At 70.6% G+C, this 17,227-nt stretch carries 11 protein-coding genes; 2 read left to right on the top strand and 9 right to left on the bottom strand.

Features of this window, described 5'->3' with window-relative positions; translation table 11 throughout:
• The first annotated feature begins 101 nt into the window (after window positions 1–101).
• Window positions 102–1,451: an AMP-binding protein gene (locus AB0J88_RS36295; protein ID WP_364354743.1), complete on the top strand. Its 1,350-nt coding sequence runs from the start codon at window positions 102–104 to the stop codon at window positions 1,449–1,451.
• Window positions 1,452–1,453: 2 nt separating this feature from the next.
• On the opposite strand, the gene AB0J88_RS36290 is transcribed toward AB0J88_RS36295, so the two are convergent.
• Genes AB0J88_RS36290 through kdpF form a run of 5 tightly spaced genes read right to left on the bottom strand, consistent with a single transcriptional unit; the run spans window position 1,454 to window position 8,860 of the window.
• Window positions 1,454–4,045: a DUF4118 domain-containing protein gene (locus AB0J88_RS36290; RefSeq protein ID WP_364354746.1), complete on the bottom strand. Its 2,592-nt coding sequence runs from the start codon at window positions 4,043–4,045 to the stop codon at window positions 1,454–1,456.
• A gap of 23 nt (window positions 4,046–4,068) precedes the next feature.
• On the bottom strand, window positions 4,069–4,956 hold the full coding sequence (locus AB0J88_RS36285; protein ID WP_364354749.1) for a potassium-transporting ATPase subunit C: 888 nt from the start codon (window positions 4,954–4,956) through the stop codon (window positions 4,069–4,071).
• Window positions 4,956–7,088, bottom strand: coding sequence for a potassium-transporting ATPase subunit KdpB (kdpB, locus tag AB0J88_RS36280; RefSeq protein ID WP_364354752.1), 2,133 nt, complete (start codon window positions 7,086–7,088; stop codon window positions 4,956–4,958). The genes AB0J88_RS36285 and kdpB overlap by 1 nt, the downstream gene beginning before the upstream one ends.
• A gap of 27 nt (window positions 7,089–7,115) precedes the next feature.
• Window positions 7,116–8,771, bottom strand: a complete 1,656-nt coding sequence (kdpA, locus tag AB0J88_RS36275; protein WP_364354755.1) for a potassium-transporting ATPase subunit KdpA — start codon at window positions 8,769–8,771, stop codon at window positions 7,116–7,118.
• A complete protein-coding gene (gene kdpF / locus AB0J88_RS36270; protein WP_364354758.1) occupies window positions 8,771–8,860 on the bottom strand; it encodes a K(+)-transporting ATPase subunit F in 90 nt (29 codons plus the stop codon). The genes kdpA and kdpF overlap by 1 nt, the downstream gene beginning before the upstream one ends.
• 349 nt (window positions 8,861–9,209) lie before the next feature.
• Here kdpF and AB0J88_RS36265 point away from each other — a divergent pair, with 349 nt between their 5' ends.
• Window positions 9,210–9,539, top strand: coding sequence for a hypothetical protein (locus AB0J88_RS36265; protein ID WP_364354761.1), 330 nt, complete (start codon window positions 9,210–9,212; stop codon window positions 9,537–9,539).
• A gap of 1 nt (window position 9,540) precedes the next feature.
• Here the strand turns inward: AB0J88_RS36265 and treZ are convergent, their stop codons facing one another.
• The 4 genes from treZ to AB0J88_RS36245 all read right to left on the bottom strand — a co-directional run bounded on the left by treZ (window position 9,541) and on the right by AB0J88_RS36245 (window position 17,143).
• Window positions 9,541–11,283, bottom strand: a complete 1,743-nt coding sequence (gene treZ / locus AB0J88_RS36260; RefSeq protein WP_364354764.1) for a malto-oligosyltrehalose trehalohydrolase — start codon at window positions 11,281–11,283, stop codon at window positions 9,541–9,543.
• Window positions 11,280–13,598 carry a malto-oligosyltrehalose synthase gene (gene treY / locus AB0J88_RS36255; RefSeq protein ID WP_364354767.1) on the bottom strand — a complete coding sequence of 773 codons (2,319 nt, stop codon included), beginning with the start codon at window positions 13,596–13,598 and terminating at the stop codon, window positions 11,280–11,282. Before treY ends, treZ begins: the two co-directional genes overlap by 4 nt.
• A 9-nt stretch (window positions 13,599–13,607) precedes the next feature.
• Complete coding sequence (gene glgX / locus AB0J88_RS36250; protein ID WP_364354770.1) at window positions 13,608–15,725, bottom strand: glycogen debranching protein GlgX; 2,118 nt, start codon at window positions 15,723–15,725, stop codon at window positions 13,608–13,610.
• A 134-nt stretch (window positions 15,726–15,859) separates the two neighbouring features.
• A complete protein-coding gene (locus AB0J88_RS36245; protein ID WP_364354773.1) occupies window positions 15,860–17,143 on the bottom strand; it encodes a citrate synthase in 1,284 nt (427 codons plus the stop codon).
• Between the last annotated feature and the right edge of the window lie 84 nt (window positions 17,144–17,227).

Here is a 17,227-nt window from a genome sequence, read left to right as displayed (position 1 = left end):
CCACGACACGCGGTCCGTCGGAAGGGTTACGGCGTGTTGTCTCTCTACAACACAACGGCACCGGGTACGCGCCGGCAACGCGATGTGGCAGCGTGGACCGGGTGTCCCTGCTGCCAGCTCTGACCGGCGCCTTCGGCGACGCGCCCGACGCGGTGCGCCTCCAGAACCACGCCTCCAGCTTGGAAGACCTCGCCGCCACCGCCGGCGCGCTGTCCCGGCGGATCGCCGGCGCCCGGGCGGCGGCCGTGGTCGCCACCTCCACCACGGAGACGGTCACGGCGGTCCTGGCCGGGCTGCACGCGGGTGTGCCGGTCGTCCCGATCCCGCCCGACGCCGGCCCCGGCGAGCGCGACCACATCCTCCGCGACTCCCACGCCGACCTGCTGCTCAACGCCACGACCGCGCCCGAAGGCATCGAAGCCGTCCCCGCACAGCCGCACGACCGTGCACCCTGGACGGAGCCGGGAAAGGCGTTAGACCAGACGGCGCTGGTCCTCTACACCAGCGGCACCACCGGAAGGCCCAAGGGCGTGCCGATCACCGGCGAGGCGATCGCCGCCTGCCTCGACGGCCTGGCCGACGCCTGGGACTGGACGAGCGACGACCGCCTGGTCCACGCGCTCCCGCTGTACCACGTGCACGGACTCGTCCTCGGCGTCCTGGGCGCCCTGCGCACCGGCAGCCGCCTGCACCACACCGGCAAGCCCCGCCCCGACCTGCTGGCCGACGCCAACGGCAGCCTCTACTTCGCCGTGCCCACCATCTGGCACCGGGTCGCCGCCGCCCCGACCGAGGCCCGCAGGCTCAGCGGCGCCCGCCTGCTGGTCTCCGGCAGCGCCGCCCTGCCCGCCGGCGTCTTCACCGCGCTGAAGGAGCTGACCGGGCAGGCACCGGTCGAGCGCTACGGCATGACCGAAACGCTGATCACCGTCGCCACCAGGGCCGACGGCCACCGCCAGCCCGGCGCGGTCGGCATCCCGATCAAGGGCGTCGAGACCCGCGTGGACGACACGGGCGCCTTGGAGGTACGCGGGAGCACGGTCTTCGCGGGTTACCTCGGCCGCCCGGACGCGACCCGGGCCGCGTTCACCGACGACGGCTGGTTCCGCACCGGCGACGTCGCCACGATCGACGAGCACGGCGTCCACCGCATCATCGGCCGGGCCTCGACCGACCTGATCAAGACCGGCGGCTACCGCGTCGGCGCCGGCGAGATCGAGGACGCCCTGCTCACCCACCCGTCGGTCCACGAGGCAGCGGTGGTCGGCCGCGAGGACGACGACCTGGGCCAGCGCATCGTGGCGTACGTGGTGGCCGACCCCGTCGCCGAGGAAACGCTGGTCCAGCACGTGGCGACCGCCCTGTCCGCCCACAAGCGACCACGCGAGGTCGTCTTCGTCCAGGAGCTCCCCCGCAACGCCATGGGAAAGATCCAGAAGCATCGCCTCTAGCGTCATCGCCGGTGGCGGCGCTCTCGGACGGCCCGCTCGACCGCCTCGGTGGCGGCACCGTCGTTCGGCGAGCTCGCGGCGGGCAGCGCCAGCACCATGGTCAGCCCGCCTCCGTTGGTGGTCTCCGGCACCAGCGTGCCGCCCATCGCCTCGGCCAGCCCGCGGGACAACGCGAGCCCGAGCCCGACGCCGTTGTGGTTGTCGCGGTCACCCATGCGCTGGAACGGCACGAACACCTTGTCCCGGTCGGGCTCCGGGATGCCGGGGCCGTGGTCGATCACGCGCAGCTCCACCCGCGAACCCTGGTAGCGGGCGGTGACTACGGGTGGCCGGCCGGGCGGGCTGAACCGCAGGGCGTTGGCGATCAGGTTGACCAGGATCCGCTCCAGCAGGCCGGGGTCGGCCGCGACGGCCGGCAGGTCGGCGGTGATGTCGCCGCGCACGTCGCGGCCGGCCGGGCCGAGCTCGTCGAGCGCGCGCGGGACCGCGTCCTCCAGCCCGATGTCCACGAGCGTCACGCCGAGCGCGCCGGCCTGCAAGCGGCTCAGATCGAGCAGGTTGTCGACGAGCCGCGCCAGTCGGGCCAGCGACTCTTCGGCGGTCGCGAGCAGGTCGTCCCGGTCGTCGTCGGAGAAGGCCACCTCCTGGCTGCGCAGGCTGTCGACGGCGGCCTTGGCGGAGGCGAGCGGCGTACGCAGGTCGTGGCTGACCGCGGCCAGCAGGGCGGTGCGCATCCGGTCGGCTTCCGCCAGCGGCCGGGCCTGTGCCGCCTGGGCGGCGAGCCGCTCGTGCCGCAGCGCGACCGCGGCCTGGGCGGCGAACGCCTCGATCAGCCGGCGGTCGGTGGCCGCCACGGTGCGCCCGCGCAAGGCGAGCACCAGGTCGTCGTCGACGGCGACTTCGGTCTGCGCCTCGCCGGGCGCGCAGCAGGGCGAGCCGCCGACGTTCGCCGCCACGGACCAGGACAGTGGGCTGCGCTGCTGGTCGAGGCGGTCGCCGGCGTCCGGGCGGCGCTCCAGCAGCGTCACCGCCTCCAGCCCGAAGGTCTCCTGGAGCCGTTCGAGCAGGGCGGTGAGCGGGCCGGTGCCCCGCAGCACGCTGCCGGCGACGGTGGAGAGGGTCTGCGCCTCGGCGCTGGCCGAAGCGGCGTCCCGGGTGCGCCGCGCGGCGACGTCGACGACCCAGGACACCGCCGCCGCGATGACGACGAACACGGCCAGCGCGAGGATGTTCTCCTTCTCGGCGATCGTCCACTCGCTGGTCGGCGGGGTGAAGAAGTAGTTGATCAGGAGCGATGCGGCGACGGCGGCGAGCAGGGCCGGCCAGATGCCGCCGACGAGGGCGATGCCGACGACGGCGGCCAGGAACAGCAGCATCTCACTGGGCAGCGAGAGGTCGTGACGCAGCGGGAGCAGGGTCGCGACCAGGGCGGGCAGCCCGAGCACGACGAGCGCGAAGCCGATCAGCCGGCGGCGCGGTGAGAGGGCGGGCGCGGGTACGGTCAACCGCCCCCGCCCGACCTCGGGGTGGGTGACCAGGTGCACGTCGATCGAGTCGGACCGCGCGGAGGTGGTGACGCCGACGCCGGCGGCGAAGATCTGGGCGAGCCGCCCCCGCCGGCTGACACCGAGGACGAGCTGAGTGGCGTTGACGCCACGGGAGAAGTCGAGCAGGGCCCGCGGGATGTCGCCGCCGACCACCTGGTGGAAGCTGCCGCCCAGGCTCTCGACGAGCAGCCGCTGCTTGGCCAGCAGGGCCGGGTCGGCGCCGGTCAACCCGTCCGAGCGCGACACGTGCACCGCCATCAGGTCGGTGCCCTTGCTGCGCGCGGCGATCCGGGCGGCGCGGCGGATCAGCGTGTCGCCCTCGGGGCCGCCGGTCACCGCGACCACGACGCGCTCGCGCGTCTCCCAGGTCTTGCCGATCCCGTGCGCGTCGCGGTACCGCTCGAGTTGCTGGTCGACCTTGTCCGCCAGCCAGAGCAGCGCCAGCTCCCGCAGCGCGGTCAGGTTGCCGACCCGGAAGTAGTTGCCGAGCGCGGCGTCGATCTTGTCCTTCTGGTAGATGTTGCCGTGCGCCATCCGGCGCCGCAGCGCCTCGGGCGTCATGTCGACCAGCTCGACCTGGTCGGCGCCGCGCACCACCCCGTCGGGCACGGTCTCCCGCTGGACGATGCCGGTGATCTGCTCGACCACGTCGTTCAGCGACTCCAGGTGCTGGATGTTCACCGTGGACAGCACGGTGATCCCCGCGTCGAGCAGCTCCTGGACGTCCTGCCAGCGCTTCTCGTGGCGCGAGCCGGGCACGTTGGTGTGCGCCAGCTCGTCGACGAGCGCGACCTCGGGCCGGCGGGCCAGCACCGCGTCGACGTCGAGCTCGGTGAAGGCGGCGCCGCGGTACTCGACGTCCCGCCGCGGCACCACCTCGAGGTCGCCGATCATCCGGGCCGTGTACGCCCGGCCGTGCGTCTCGACGAAGCCGACGACCACGTCGGTGCCACGCTCGATTCGGCGCTCCGCCTCCTCGAGCATGGCCACCGTCTTGCCGACACCCGGGGCGGCCCCGAGGTAGATGCGTAGTTCTCCGCGTGCCATGTCCCGGAACCGCCCCGCCCCCGTCAGTGAGCCTGGAGCTCGCGGTCGAGCGCCAGGTTGAGCTGGAGCACGTTGACCGCGGGCTCGCCCATGAAGCCGAGCGCGCGGCCCGTGGTGTTCGCGTCGACCAGCTCGCGCACCGCCGCCGGGTCCGCGCCGCGCTCGCGCGCGACCCGGGCCACCTGGAGCTCGGCGTAGTCCTCGCTGATGTGCGGGTCGAGCCCGGAGCCGCTCGCGGTCACCGCGTCGGCGGGCACGGCCGGCTTCGCCGGTGCGTCGCCGCGGATCGGCACGAGCACGCCGCCCGAGTAGTCCTCGCCGGGCTTGGCGGCCTCGACCGTGACGCCCTGGTAGCTGGCGATGAACGGCGTCGCCGGCGCGGCCTGGTTGACGCTGACGGCCCGGGTCACGGTGCCGGTCAGGCCCTGGGAGTAGAAGACCCGCAGGACCGCGCCGACGCCGTCCGGGGTGCAGAACGGCCGGGCGCCGGAGACGCCCTCCCGCGCTCCGATCTCGACGCTGCGCGCGCAGACCTGGGTGAGCAGGCTCTGCGAGCCTTCGTCGTCGGCCACGCCGGGCGCCGGCAGGGTGTCCTCGATGCTCTCCGGCCCCAGGTTGGAGGCGGCCGTCGAGGTCGGGTCGTAGCCGTCACCGGCGGCGGACGGCCGCGACTGGAAGTACTTCAGGACCGCGTTGCCGTCGGCGTCGGTGAACGACTGCCCGATCAGCGAACTGCCCACGTCCTTGCCGTCCGCGCCCCGCACGATCGAGCCGTTCGCCTTGTCGCGCAGGCCGGGAATCTGGGCGACGCCCGTCATCACGAACGGGTAGGCGAGGCCCAGGATGACGGTGAACACCAGGACGGCGCGCAACGCCGCCAGGTGCTGTGAGATCCAGGAAGGAAGGCGCATCAGAAGATCCCTTGGATGATCAGGTCGATGATCTTGATGCCTACGAACGGGACGATGATCCCGCCCAGGCCATAGATCCAGAGGTTGCGGGTCAGCAGCTTGGACGCGCTGCTGGGCCGGTAGCGCACACCGCGCAGGGCCAGCGGGATCAACGCGATGATGACCAGCGCGTTGAAGATGACCGCCGACAGGATCGCCGACTCCGGACTGCTCAGCTTCATGATGTTGAGCGCGTCCAGGCTGGGGTAGATCCCCGCGAACATGGCCGGGATGATCGCGAAGTACTTCGCGATGTCGTTCGCGATCGAGAAGGTGGTCAACGCACCCCGGGTGATCAGCAACTGCTTGCCGATCTCGACGATCTCGATGAGCTTCGTCGGGTCCGAGTCCAGGTCGACCATGTTGCCGGCCTCTTTCGCGGCCGACGTGCCGGTGTTCATCGCGACGCCGACGTCGGCCTGCGCGAGTGCGGGCGCGTCGTTGGTGCCGTCACCGGTCATGGCGACCAGCCGGCCACCCTCCTGCTCCTTCTTGATCAGGGCCATCTTGTCTTCGGGCTTGGCCTCGGCGAGGAAGTCGTCGACTCCGGCCTCGTCCGCGATCGCCTTCGCGGTGCGCGGGTTGTCACCCGTGATCATGACGGTACGGATGCCCATGCGGCGCATCTCGTCGAACCGCTCGCGCATGCCGGCCTTGACGACGTCCTTGAGGTGCACGACGCCGAGCGCGCGGGCCGGTTGGCCCGGGGCGTGCTCCGCAACGACCAGCGGGGTGCCGCCGGAGCCGGAGATCGCGTCGACGGTCTCGCCGACCTCTTCCGTCGGGTGGCCGCCGTTCTCGCGTACCCACTTCATGACCGCGGAGGCGGCACCCTTGCGGATCCGACGGTCCGTCAGGTCCACACCGGACATCCGGGTCTCGGCGCTGAAGGGCACGAACGTCGCGTTCGGCATCACGCCCTCCTCGCGCGCCCGCAAACCGTAGTCCTGCTTGGCCAGCACCACGATCGAACGGCCCTCGGGCGTCTCGTCGGCCAGGCTGGACAGCTGGGCCGCGTCGGCGAGCGTCTCCGGCGTGACCCCGTCGACCGGCAGGAACTCCGACGCCTGCCGGTTGCCGAGGGTGATCGTGCCGGTCTTGTCGAGCAGCAGCGTGTTGACGTCACCGGCCGCCTCCACGGCCCGGCCCGACATGGCCAGCACGTTGCGCTGGACCAGCCGGTCCATGCCGGCGATGCCGATCGCCGAGAGCAGCGCGCCGATCGTGGTCGGGATGAGGCAGACCAGCAGCGATACGAGCACGATGCCGGAGATGCCGTCCGCGGACAGCGACGCCGTGTCGGGTGCCGCGCCCTGGAACGCCTTTGCGAAGATCGCCATCGGCTGGAGCGTGACCGTCGCGAACAGGAAGATGATGGTCAGCGCGGCCAGCAGGATGTTGAGCGCGATCTCGTTGGGCGTCTTCTGCCGGGAGGCACCCTCGACCAGCGCGATCATGCGGTCGATGAAGCTCTCGCCCGGCTTCTGGGTGATCTTGACGACGATTCGGTCCGATAGCACCTTGGTGCCGCCGGTGACCGCGCTGCGGTCGCCGCCCGACTCCCGGATGACGGGGGCCGACTCGCCGGTGATCGCCGACTCGTCGACGCTGGCGATGCCCTCGACGACGTCACCGTCGCCAGGGATGATCTGGCCGGCCTCGACGTACACGATGTCGCCCAGGCGTAGCTCGGAGGCCGCGACGGACTCCTCGCGGTAGCGGGTGCGGTCCTGGCCCGGCGACCATTGCGCCAGCCGCAGGGCGACGGTGTCGCGCTTGGCCGCCCGCAGCGTGGCCGCCTGGGCCTTGCCGCGGCCTTCGGCCACGGCCTCCGCGAGGTTCGCGAAGACCACGGTGAGCCACAGCCAGACCGTGATCAGCCAGGCGAACAGCGACGGGTCGCCGATCGCGAGCACGGTGGTGAATACCGCGCCGATCTCGACGATGAACATGACCGGGTTGCGCCACAGCGTGCGCGGGTTGAGCTTGAGAAGCGCCCCCGGCAGCGACTTCCAGAGCTGTTCGGGATCGAGCAGGCCGCCGCCGATCCGGCGCGGCGCACCCGCGCCGGCCGGCGTGGTAATGACAGTCATCTCCTGGTTTCCTTTGTGGACGGCGGCTCAGAGGCCTTCGGCCAGCGGGCCGAGGGCGAGGGCGGGCAGGAACGTCAGCGCGACCACGATCACCGTGACGCCGACGAGCATCGTGACGAACAGCGGCCGATGCGTCGGCAGCGTGCCCTTCGACTCGGGCACCGGCTGTTGGCTCGCCAGGGATCCCGCGAGGCCGAGCACCATGACGATCGGCAGGAACCGGCCGAAGAGCATGGCCAGGCCGAGCGCGGTGTCCCACCAGCCCGTGTTGACGGTGATGCCGGCGAACGCGGAGCCGTTGTTGTTGGCCGCCGAGGTGAAGGCGTAGAGCACCTCGGAGAAGCCGTGCGGGCCGACGTTGAGCATCGTCGTGTGGTTGCTGGTCGCCATCGCCGCCGCCACTCCGGTCAACACCAGCAGGGGCGTGATCAGGATGTAGAGCGAGGCGAACTTGACCTCACGCGCGCCGATCTTCTTGCCCAGGTATTCCGGAGTCCGGCCGACCATCAGGCCGGCGACGAAGACCGTGATCACGGCGAGCACGAGCATGCCGTAGAGACCAGCGCCGACACCGCCGGGGGCCACCTCACCGAGCATCATGTTGAACATCGGCATCATGCCGCCGAGCGCGGTGTACGAGTCGTGGAACGAGTTGACCGCACCGGTCGAGGTGAGCGTGGTGATCGCCCCGAAGGTCGCCGAGTTGGAGACGCCGAACCGGACGTCCTTGCCCTCCAGCGCCGCGCCGACCGCGTGCGGCACCGTACCGGCACCGCCGATCTCGAACACGTTGGTCAGGGCGATGCTGGCGATCGCCAGGATGCCCATCACGGCGAGGATCGCGTACCCCTGGCGGTTCTGACCGACCATCCGCCCGAACACCCGCGGCATGGCCACCGGGATGAGCAGGATGAGGAACAGCTCGAACCAGTTGGTCCAGCTCGTCGGGTTCTCGAACGGGTGCGCGCTGTTGGTGTTCATGAAGCCGCCGCCGTTGGTGCCGAACTCCTTGATGACCTCCTGGCTGGCCACCGGGCCGCCGGTCAAGGACTGCGTGCCACCGGTCAGCGTGGAGACGTCGTGGCCGCCGGAGAAGTTCTGCACCACGCCGCCGACGATCAGGACGACCGCGCCGACCACCGCGACAGGCAGCAGGACGCGCAGCGTGATCCGGGTCAGGTCGACCCAGAAGTTGCCGAGCTCGTTCGTCCGGCGCCGGGCGAAGCCGCGGACGAAGGCGACGGCCACCGCGATGCCCACAGCGGCGGAGACGAAGTTCTGCACCGCCAGGCCGGCCATCTGCGAGAGGTAGGTCATGGTCGACTCACCCGAGTACGCCTGCCAGTTCGTGTTGGTCACGAAGGAGACGGCGGTGTTCCAGGCGACGTGGTCCGTGACACCCGGGAAGTCCGGGTTGGGCCAGAGGACACTCTGGAGCCGCAGCAGCGCGTAGAGGAAGAGCAGGGAGATCGCGGAGAAGGCGAGCAGGCTGCCCGCGTACGCCTTCCAGCTCTGCTCGCCCTCGGGGTTGACGCGCAGCACTTTGTAGATGCCGCGCTCGACCACCGAATGCCGTCTGCCGACGACAACCCGGTACAGGTAGTCGCCGAAGAACCTGTAGGCGACCGCCAGAACGGCGAGCAGGGCGATGACGAACACCACGCCCGCGGCAGTCATGCTCATCAGAAACGCTCCGGGAACAGCAGCGCGGCGAACAGGAAGACCGCGAGCACGGCCGAGACGATCAGGCCGATCAGGTTGACGGCGCTCACAGCTTCGACACCCCTCGCACGACCAGTCCGAGGATGGCGAAGCAAGCCACCGTCACCAGTACCAACAGCACGTCATACACGTGCATAACTCCTATTCATCGAATCCGGGGCAGCCTGGAGGTCGGACAGGCGCCGGAAGGATGAAATCGGCTCTCGTCCCGCGGGGGAACGGGTCCAGACGCTTCCCATACGCGGCCTGACGCTTTCTTGACGCCTTAGCTACACAGGCGTGACCGGGCCCACGATCCGGGGCGTATGGGTTCCGTCAAAGTGCTTGGCGCGGGCGGGGCCGAGGCGGTGACATGGAGGTGGCGCTTCCCAGCCCCCGACACACCCCTGGAACGGTTCGATGTCCATCGCCCACGAGCACCGACGCATCTCGATCATCCCGGCCGCGTTCGGCGGCTCGCTCGCGGTCGCCGCCGCCGGCGTGGTGGCCGCCGTCGCCGGCGCGTCCACGGTCGGAAGCTTGATCACCGTCGCACTCGTCGTCGGGCTCGTGTCGGTGCTGCTCCCCGACTGGCGCGCCTGGCTGGCGGCGACGGTGACCGGCGCGCTGACCTTCGTTCTCACCGTCGACGAGAACGGGTGGCCCTACCTGGCGTTCGTGGCCCTCGCGGCCGCCCTGGGCCGCGCACAGCGCTGGATGTCGCAGCCGGCGGACCAGTCCGTCCTCTAGCTCAGGCCAGCGCGACGACGACCGCGGACTCGGCGGGGAGTTGGACTCCGTCGCGCATCACCGTGGCGCCGGACTCCGTGGACAGGAGGACCGTGCGGATGAAGCCGGGCAGGGTGAGGCGTTGCGGTTTGCTCGCCAGGTTCGCCGCTACCGCCACCCCGCCCCGGTGCATGACCAGCCACTGGTCTCCGTGCGTCACCTCGATCTTGTCGAGGCGCGGGTCCGACAGGTCCGGGTGCGTCTTGCGCAGCGCGATCAGGCGGCGGTAGAACGCCAGGGTCTCCGCGTGCTCCGGCTTGTCCAGCTCCGCCCAGTCCAGCCGCGACCGCAGATACGTGGCCGGGTCCTGCGGGTCCGGCACGTCGCCCTCCGGCCAGCCGTGGGCCGCGAACTCGCGCCGGCGGCCCGTGGCGACCGCGGCGGCCAGTTCCGGCTCCGGGTGGCTCGTGAAGAACTGCCACGGCGTGCTGGCGCCCCACTCCTCGCCCATGAACAGCATCGGCGTGAAGGGCGCGGTGAAGAGCAGGACCGCGCCCACGCGGAGGAGGCCCGGCGACAGCGACGCCGTCAGGCGGTCGCCCAGCGCGCGGTTGCCGATCTGGTCGTGGTTCTGCAGGTACGCCACGAAGCGGTAACCGGGGACTCTCGTCCGGTCCACCGGGCGGCCGTGGACCCGCTGGCGGAACGACGACCAGGTGCCCGCATGGAAGAAGGCGCCGGTCAGCACGTCGGCCAGCGTCTGGAGCGAGCCGAAGTCGGCGTAGTAGCCCTGCCGCTCCCCCGTCAACAGGGTGTGCAGCGCGTGGTGCGCGTCGTCGTCCCACTGCGCCGTCAAGCCGTAGCCGCCACCCTCACGCGGGGTGATCAGGCGGGGGTCGTTGAGGTCCGACTCGGCGATCAGCGACAGCGGCCGGCCGACGTGGGCCGACAGCGCGTCGACCGCGACCGCCAATTCCTCGAGCAGGTGGACCGCGCCGCGGTCGACCAGGGCGTGCACGGCGTCCAGCCGCAGCCCGTCGACGTGGTAGTCGCGCAGCCAGCCGACCACGCTGTCGACGATGTAGGACCTGACCTCGCCCGAGAGCGGGCCGTCGAGGTTGACGGAGGAGCCCCAACTGTTGCCGGGGCCTTCGGACAGGTACGGGCCGAACATCGGCGCGTAAGCCCCCGAAGGGCCGAAATGGTTGTAGACGACGTCGAGGACCACCCCCAGGCCGCGCTGGTGGCAGGCGTCGACGAAGCGCTTGAGGCCGTCCGGGCCGCCGTAGGACTCCTGCGGCGCGAACCAGCAGACCCCGTCGTACCCCCAGTTGTGCTCGCCGTTGAAGGCGTTGACCGGGAGCAGCTCGACCAGGTCGACGCCGAGCTCCACCAGATGGTCGAGCCGCGAGATGGCCGCGCCGAAGGTGCCTTCCGGGGTGAACGTGCCGACGTGCAGCTCGTAGAGCACGCTGCCGGGGAGCTGGCGACCCTTCCACGAAGAGTCGGACCAGGAGAACGCCGACTGGTCGTAGACCCGGCTCGGGCCGTGCACCCCGGCCGGCTGCCACGCCGAGCGCGGATCCGGCAGCGGAAGGTCCTCGTCGCCCAGGAGGAACGCGTAGTCGGTGCCCGGTGCGGCCGACGGCACGTCGAGCGTCCACCAGCCCGCCCGGGAAGCGTCATGGTCCATCGGGAGGTCCGACCCCGACACGCGTACGCGCACCCGCGACACGTCGGGAGCCCACACGGAGAACACAGTCACGGCGCCACCACGGGTTCGGCGGGGGTCAACAGGGCCACCGGATAGCGGTCGAGCAGGCTCGACACCGGGACCCGTCGACCACTGTAGACCCGGCCGGTGAACGAATCCGTAAAACGCCGCGAAGACGCAGAGTCATCGGGAAGGGAAGAATTGCCCGGAAGGGTCAGATACGTCTCGCCCCAGCCGCCCCGCAGCGACAGCCCGACCGGCAGTCGGGTGGCCACCGCCAGCGCGCCGCCGCGGTCGAACGCGACCAGGTGGTCGGCCGCCGGGCCGAACGCCGGCACCTGCCGGTAGCTCGCGAACAGGTCCGGCCGGTCCCGCCGCAGCCGCAGCGTCCGCGACACCACGAGCAGCTTGGCCGCACCCGTCTCGTCGACCGGCGGCTGCCACCCGCCGTCGAGCCGGGCCAGCAGCGCCGCACGCGCGGCGAAGTCCACCGGACGCCGGTTGTCGGGGTCCACCAGCGAGTAGTCCCACAGCTCGCTGCCCTGGTAGACGTCCGGCACGCCGGGCATCGTGAGCTGCACCAGCTTCTGGCCGAGCGAGTTGCACCAGCCGGCCGGGGTGATCTCGGCGGCGAAGGTGGACACGGAGTTGGTCAGCGCCGGGTCGTCGAAGATCTGGTCCACCACGGCGTGGAGGGCACCCTCGAACGTCGACGACGGCGCCACCCAGGACGTCGACACCGACGCCTCCCGGGCGGCCTTCTCCACGTACGCGTGCAGCCGCTCCCGGGTCAACGGCCAGGCACCCACCACCGTCTGCCAGAGCAGGTGGGCGAACGACGGGTCGGGCAGCGGCGCCGCCTCCAGCCAGCCCCGCAGGGCTCGCGTCCACCGGTCCGGCACCTCGGACAACACGGCGAGCCGCGCACGCACGTCCTCGGCGCGCTTGGTGTCGTGCGTCGAGAGGGAGGTCATCCCCCGCGGCCAGCTGCGTTGGCGCCGCGCGGCCGCCGCGTGGAACTCGCCCAGCCCGACCCCGAACCGCTCCGGCGCGCCACCGACCTCGTTGAGGGCGACGAACCGGGTCCAGCGGTAGTACGCGGTGTCCTCGACCCCCTTGGCCATCACGGCGCCGGTGAGCTGCGAGAACCGCTGCCCCAGCTCGTCGGCCGGGTCGCGCAGCCGGGCGGTCAGCGCGTCCAGGGTCGGGATCAGGTCGGGGCGCCGCCGGCCGGCCTCGGAGCGGGCACGGGCGAGATGACGCAAACCTTCCGCACCGTACGACCGGTAGACGGGAAAGTTGGCCGCGAGCTCGGCGAGCCCCGCCGCGGCGTCCGGCAGCCCCGGGACGAACGAGGCCAGCCGGTGCAGCTCGGCCGGGAACATCCGCTGGGCGATCTCGAGCTTGCAGGCGTGGGTCAGCTCGGGCCACGACACGGCGACCCCGGTCAGCGCGGCGTCGAGGGCGCTGAACGCCCGCTCCCCCGCGGGGTCAACGAAGACGCCGCCAGCCTCGCGCAATGCGTCGTACCCCGTCGTCCCGTCGACCGGCCAGGCGGGCAACTCCTCGCCGTACTCGAGAATCTTTTCGATCACCAGCCACACGCCCGGCGCCGCGTCGCGCAGCCGCACCACGTAGCCGACCGGGTCGCGGAGCCCGTCGGGGTGGTCGACGCGGATCCCGTCGACGTCGCCGGCGGCGACCCAGCGCAGCACCTCGGCGTGCGTCGCCTCGAACACGGCCGGGTCCTCGACCCGCAGCCCGGCCAGGTCGCTGACCGCGAAGAAGCGCCGGTAGTTGAGCTCGCTGTCACCGCGCTTCCAGCCGACCAGCTCGTAGTGCTGCCGGGCGTGCACCTCCCGCGGCGTGCCGGCACCCGTGCCCGGGGCGATCGGATAGCGGTGCTCGTAGTAGTGGAGCTCCCCGTCGCGCACCTGGAGCGCGTCGACGTCGCCGTCGTGGCCCAGCACCGGGATCAGGATCCGGTCCCGGGACCAGTCGATGTCGAACCAGTCCGCGTACGCGGAGGAACGCCCGTTGCGCAGCACGTCCCACCACGCCGGGTTGGCCTCCGGGACGGCAATGCCGGCGTGGTTGGGCACGATGTCGACGACGAAGCCGAGCTTGGCGGCTCGCAGGGCGGTCACCAGCCGCTGCCGCCCGGCCTCACCCCCGAGCTGCGGGTTGGCCTCCCGGTGGTCGACCACGTCGTAGTTGTGCGCCGAGCCGGGCGCCGCGGTCAGCAGCGGGGCGCTGTAGAGGTGGCTGGCGCCGAGGTCGGAGAGGTAGCCGGCCAGGCCGGCCGTGTCGTCGAAGGTGAAGTCGGGGCGGATCTGGACGCGGTAGGTGCCGGTCGGCGTCGCCATCGACGAGGCCTAGACCGTGCGGTCGAGCACGACGAGAGATCGGTCGGGTACCACGATCGACGCACCTGCCTCCACCACCTGCTGCCCCTCTCCGGGATACTCGGCCGTGCTGATCACGGCCTCCCATTTCTGGCCGTACTCGTGCCCGGGCGCGGTGAACCGCAGACCCGCGTCGTGCGCGTTGAAGCAGAGCAGGAACGAGTCGTCGAGGTGCCGCTGGCCGTACTGGCCGCGTTCGCGGATGCCCTCGCCGTTGACGAACAGCATCACGGCGCGGCCGAAGTGGTTGCCCCAGTCCTCGTTGGTCATCTCGCGGCCTTCCGGGGTGAACCAGGCGAGGTCGGGCAGCGGCGCCCCGGCGCTGCGGGTCTGCACGGGCAGGCCGCTGAAGAACCGGCGACGGCGGAACACCCGGTGCCGTGCCCGGAACGCGGTCAGCTTGCGGACGAACTCCAGCAGGTGCTCGTCGACGTGCTCCCAGTCGACCCAGCTCAGGTCGTTGTCCTGGCAGTACGCGTTGTTGTTGCCGCGCTGGGTCCGGCCGAGCTCGTCGCCGTGCCCGATCATCGGCACGCCCTGCGAGAGCAGCAGCGTGGCCAGGAAGTTGCGGCGCTGGCGGGCGCGCAACGCGAGTACGCCCGGGTCCTCGGTCGGGCCCTCCACGCCGCAGTTCCAGGACCGGTTGTGGCTCTCGCCGTCGCGGTTGTCCTCGCCGTTGGCCTGGTTGTGCTTGTCGTTGTAGGACACCAGGTCGTTGAGCGTGAACCCGTCGTGGCAGGTGACGAAGTTGATGCTGTGGAACGGGCGGCGGCCGTCGTCCTGGTAGAGGTCGGCCGAGCCGGAGATCCGGGACGCGAACTCCGCGAGCGTGGCCGGCTCACCGCGCCAGAAGTCGCGTACCGTGTCGCGGTATTTGCCGTTCCACTCCGTCCACACCGGAGGGAAGTTGCCGACCTGGTAGCCGCCCGGGCCGATGTCCCACGGCTCGGCGATCAGCTTGACCTGGCTGACCACCGGGTCCTGCTGCACGACCTCGAAGAACGTGGAGAGCCGGTCGACCTCGTAGAACTCCCGGGCCAGGGTCGCGGCCAGGTCGAACCGGAAGCCGTCGACGTGCATCTCCTGTACCCAGTACCGCAGCGAGTCCATGATCAACTGAAGCGAGTGCGGGCTGCGCATGTTGAGGCTGTTGCCGGTGCCCGTGTAGTCGACGTAGTAGCGCCGGTCCTGCTCGGAGAGCCGGTAGTAGCTGGGGTTGTCGATGCCCTTGAAGCCCAGCGTCGGACCCAGGTGGTTGCCCTCGGCGGTGTGGTTGTAGACGACGTCGAGGATGACCTCGATGCCGGCCGCGTGCAGGGTCTTCACCATGCCGCGGAACTCCTGCACCTGCTGGCCGAGCCGGCCCATCGCCGAGTAGCCGTGGTAGGGCGCGAAGAAGCCGATGGTGTTGTAGCCCCAGTAGTTGCGCATGCCCAGGTCGGCCAGCCGGTTGTCGTGCACGAACTGGTGCACCGGCATGAGCTCGATCGCCGTCACGCCCATCTTCTTGAGATGGTCGATGATCGCCGGGTGACCGATTCCGGCGTACGTGCCGCGTAGCTCCTCGGGCACCCCCGGGTGCCGCCTCGTCAGGCCCTTCACATGGGCCTCGTAGATCACGGACTCGTGGTACGGAATCCGTGGCGACCGGTCGTTGCCCCAGTCGAAGTAGGGGTTGACCACGACGCCCTTCGGCACGAACGGGGCCGAGTCGGTGGTCGACATCCGGTTGGGGTCGTCGAAGTCGTAGTCGTAGACCGCCGGGTCCCACCGGACGTCGTCGTCGATCGCCTTCGCGTACGGGTCGAGCAGCAGCTTGTTGGGGTTGCAGCGCAAGCCGGCGCCGGGGTCGAAGCGGCCGTGCACGCGGTAGCCGTAGCGCTGGCCGGGCTCCACACCAGGCAGGTAGGCGTGCCAGACGTAGGCGTCGACCTCCTGCATGGTGACCCGGCGTTCGTTGCCGAGCCCCCATTCGTCGAACAGGCACAGCTCGACGCCCTCCGCGACCTCTGAGAAGAGCGCGAAGTTCGTGCCGGTGCCGTCGTAGGTGGCCCCGAGGGGGTACCGCTGGCCGGGCCAGACCTGCATGTGACGCGTGCCTCCTGTGGTGGACGAGCGGCACCGGCCGGGTCTCGACCGGTGCCGCTTACTTCCCCACCGACGGTAGCGTCAATCCACCGGCATGCCGTGACGACGTTCACGCGCTTTGCCGGAATTTGCCGTTAGCGCTGCTCGATCCCCACGTAGTCGCGCTGCGCGGCACCGGTGTAGAGCTGGCGCGGGCGGCCGATCTTGGTAGCCGGGTCGCTGATCATCTCGCGCCACTGCGCGATCCACCCGGGCAGCCGGCCCAGGGCGAACAGCACGGTGAACATCTTCGTCGGGAAGCCCATCGCCTTGTAGATCAGGCCGGTGTAGAAGTCGACGTTCGGGTAGAGCTTGCGCGACACGAAGAAGTCGTCGGCGAGCGCGATCTCCTCGAGCTGCATGGCCAGGTCGAGCAGCGGGTCGGCCTTCGACATGCGGGACAGAACGTCCTGCGCCGACTTCTTCACGATCGCCGCGCGGGGGTCGTAGTTCTTGTAGACCCGGTGCCCGAAGCCCATCAGCTTCACGCCGGCCTCGCGGTTCTTGACCTTGTTGACGAACGCCTTGACGTCGCCGCCGTCGGCCTGGATCTGGTGGAGCATCTCCAGCACGGCCTGGTTGGCACCGCCGTGCAGCGGACCCATCAGCGCGTTGACGCCGGCCGCGACCGACACGAACATGTTGGCATTGGCCGAGCCGACCAGCCGCACCGTCGACGTCGAGCAGTTCTGCTCGTGGTCGGCGTGCAGGATGAACAGCATGTCGAGGGCCTTGGCCATCACCGGGTCGACCTCGTACTTCGTCGCCGGCACGCCGAAGGTCATCCGCAGGAAGTCCTCGACGTAGCCGAGCGAGTTGTCCGGGTAGAGCAGCGGCTGACCGATCGACTTCTTGTACGCGTACGACGCGATGGTCGGGACCTTGGCCAGCATGCGGATGGTGCTGATCTCGACCTGGTCGCGGTCGAACGGGTCGAGGCTGTCCTGGTAGAAGGTCGACAGCGCGCTGACCGCGGACGACAGCACCGGCATCGGGTGCGCGTCGCGCGGGAAGCCGTCGAAGAAGCCGCGGAAGTCCTCGTGCAGCAGGGTGTGCATGCGGATCTTGTCGGTGAACTCGGCCAGCTGATCGGCGGTCGGCAGCTCACCGTAGATCAGCAGGTAGGTGACCTCGAGGAACGAGGAGTGCTCGGCAAGCTGCTCGATCGGGTAGCCGCGGTAGCGGAGGATCCCCTCGTCGCCGTCGATGTACGTGATCTCAGACTGGGTCGCGGCGGTGTTGACGAAACCCGGGTCGTAGGTGACGTATCCGGTCTCCTTCAGCAGCGCGCCGACGTCGAGGCCCGCTGGGCCTTCCACGGCCGGGCGCACCGCCATAGAAAGCTGTCCGGCCGGGTGGTCTAGCTTGACATCGGTCATCTGGTCCTCGCTTTTGACGGGTGGGGGGATGTCACGTCGTTGTTACGCCTCAGTACAACGGTAATCGTTCGACATGATCCGCCG

Origin of the sequence: Asanoa sp. NPDC049475, assembly GCF_040676915.1 — a bacterium.
Classification (GTDB): Bacteria; Actinomycetota; Actinomycetes; order Mycobacteriales; family Micromonosporaceae; genus Asanoa.
This window is presented reverse-complemented; position numbering and strand designations above follow the sequence as displayed.